The organism is Dietzia sp. B44 (assembly GCF_014145245.1).
In the GTDB taxonomy this organism is placed as follows: Bacteria; Actinomycetota; Actinomycetes; order Mycobacteriales; family Mycobacteriaceae; genus Dietzia; species Dietzia natronolimnaea.
Window position 1 is genome coordinate 25779 of sequence record NZ_JAALEF010000511.1, and the last position, 2296, is coordinate 28074.

At 56.0% G+C, this 2296-nt stretch carries 2 protein-coding genes; both read right to left on the minus strand.

Translation table 11 applies throughout. The features are described 5' to 3' along the window. Positions 1–75: 75 nt before the first annotated feature. A complete protein-coding gene (locus G6017_RS15450) occupies positions 76–462 on the minus strand; it encodes a hypothetical protein (protein WP_182618129.1) in 387 nt (128 codons plus the stop codon). Between the two features lie 120 nt (positions 463–582). Beyond that, positions 583–1692, minus strand: a complete 1110-nt coding sequence (locus G6017_RS17475; protein ID WP_524536316.1) for a glycosyltransferase — start codon at positions 1690–1692, stop codon at positions 583–585. Positions 1693–2296: the final 604 nt, after the last annotated feature.

Here is a 2296-nt window from a genome sequence, read left to right on the forward strand (position 1 = left end):
CTAAATCCGGAAGGGCCGCTTTACGCTGCGAGCCCGTCGCAGCAGTCAGCGCGTGGACCAGCTGGTTCTCGGCGGTCAGGAACTCTTCGGTTCGCTCGTCGGGTCGGTATCGGGCTCTTGATCGCTCAGCTGATGCAAGAGCCCGATAGCTTTTCCCAGGGCCTCGTTGGTGGCCTCCAGTTCCCGGATACGGGCCCGCAGCTGCTCGTTGTCGGCTTCTTCTTGGACGTCGTTCTTCGCGATACGACGTCGTTGATTCGGAGAAGTCATGCTCCCACCTTCTCGCGGAATCAGACCACGGTCGAGGTCGCCGTCGTACACGGCGTTACGCCACCGCCGGAGTTGGTGCATAGAGAACGCCTGCTTCTCGACCCAGGCATACTTCGTCCCGTAGCGCAGGCGCTCGTACTCGAACACGATGGAACGGATTTCTTCGTCGGTATAACCAGGTGCGATCGACATCCCAGACACTCCAGTCCTCTTGCAGTCGGTGACTCACAACCAGACTGGCAAAGAGGGAAGAACCTCAAACGGGGGCCATAAGTACCTGAAGGGACATAAGAGCCCGTCTCCATCACGGAACTACTTCCTAACGGTGATTGCAGAAGCGAGCGCCTCCTCGAAAGCCTCTAGCTGGGCTGAAACGGACCAGTTTAGAAGCACTTCTTTGTGGCAATTGTCGGAAATGGAAGATCGATCATAGTGGGAAACAAAATCCCATACACGCTCGGCGAGGTCTGTAACATTGTCTTCCTCAAAGAGGATCCCAGTGACGCCGCTAGCGACGGCGGCAGCCTCTGGCATTTGGTGGTGCATGTTCCCGTGAGTGGCCACCGGACATCCAGACGACATCGAGTGGACTGCGGACAGACCTATATGGCCAGGAGAAACAAGCACGTCACTGCTTGATAGAAGTTGAGCCGTTCGATTTTCGTCGTAGACTGCACCGTGAAAATCGCACGTCAAACCAAGCCGCTGCGATTCGGCCTCTAAAGCTTGCCTCTCCGGACCATCGCCAACGACTACTAAATTCACAGTTTTACCTTGTTCGGATAATAGTGCTACTGCCTGAATTACTTGTTCTATCTTTCGGCCATTGAAGAGGCGTGAAACGACCGCCCATCGCTGACTTTTTGACCTGTCTCTGACCCCATCGGCACTGGCCGGTACGATGGGGGCACCATTGCTGTTTCCGACTATCCAAATCGGCTTCTTGTAACCATAGCTCCGACCTACCCGTCGGCCGAATTGCCCGTACAATAACAACCCGTTTGCCAACTTATAGAAAGAAATTCGAAGCGCCCTTTTTAGGCCTTGTTCTTCACCTCTCCAGCCGTGCGTCCAAAAGAGAACCTTAATGCCTCGAAGCCGCAATAGGGGCGATGCCAACCAGGTTGACACGATGTGAGGGTCTCCGGTGAAGACCACTGCCTGTGATCTGGTCGCAATTGAATGCTTCAAAACCCCGCGCTGCCATGTTAGGCCAAATGGCAGCGGACAATTTGAGACTGTATCTAATGAGCGGGGTTTGCTGTCGGACCCCGGTATTCCTGATTGGCGAGTTGGTGACTCTCCTGCGACCCAGGTGGCGTCGATCGACTTGGACTGGTCCAATTCGGCGACGAACGCTGCACGATAATGGGGGATATGTTCAACCACAATGTCCACGCGCATTGGTGCTCTTAGCATCATGAAACCTACTGTCCTGGTGTGTAGAATTGCTGTCGGTATAAATCCTCTGTGCGAACCGGGAGGCCGTTAGCGGTGATCTTACTGTCTGGTTCCCACCTGATCGGAGTTCGTTCGCGTGTCGAGAAAGCGGCCTTGGCGTCGTCGGCCTTGCCGATAGTCGGGGATGTCCAGTGTAGAATAGCGGGGAGCACGAGCATCCGTCTTGGGTGGTTGGTTTACTGATGTCGTGGGGGTATCGTTGCAGGTCGCTCATCTCGCTCTCGTGGGCGGTAGCGCGAACAACGAACTGGCTCAATTTGCATAGCGGGAAGTATTTCGACGAGAGAGGGGTCGACTGATCGGCGAATACCGAGCCGCCGGATCCCTGTTCGGTGAACGGCGAGTTGATGAAGTTGGCCTGTAAGTTCAATTCCCATTGGGAGCCTGCGACCCGCTGGCGGCCGGGTCGACTCGAGGCGGGGGGCGGTTCGTTCTCTCCCGCACCCTAACGTTCCAGGGCCGACCGCCTTGAGGGTGGGCGAATCGGGCCCTTCCGGATTCAGAGTGCATTGATCCGATCCCGCAGCTGTCCGGAGTGAATCAGTGACCGCAAGATGTAGTGCTT

Coding starts and splice junctions, on each gene's coding strand:
- G6017_RS15450 (WP_182618129.1), bottom strand. CDS start 462: ATGTCGATCGCACCTGGTTATACCGACGAAGAAATCCGTTCCATCGTG.
- G6017_RS17475 (WP_524536316.1), bottom strand. CDS start 1,692: ATGATGCTAAGAGCACCAATGCGCGTGGACATTGTGGTTGAACATATC.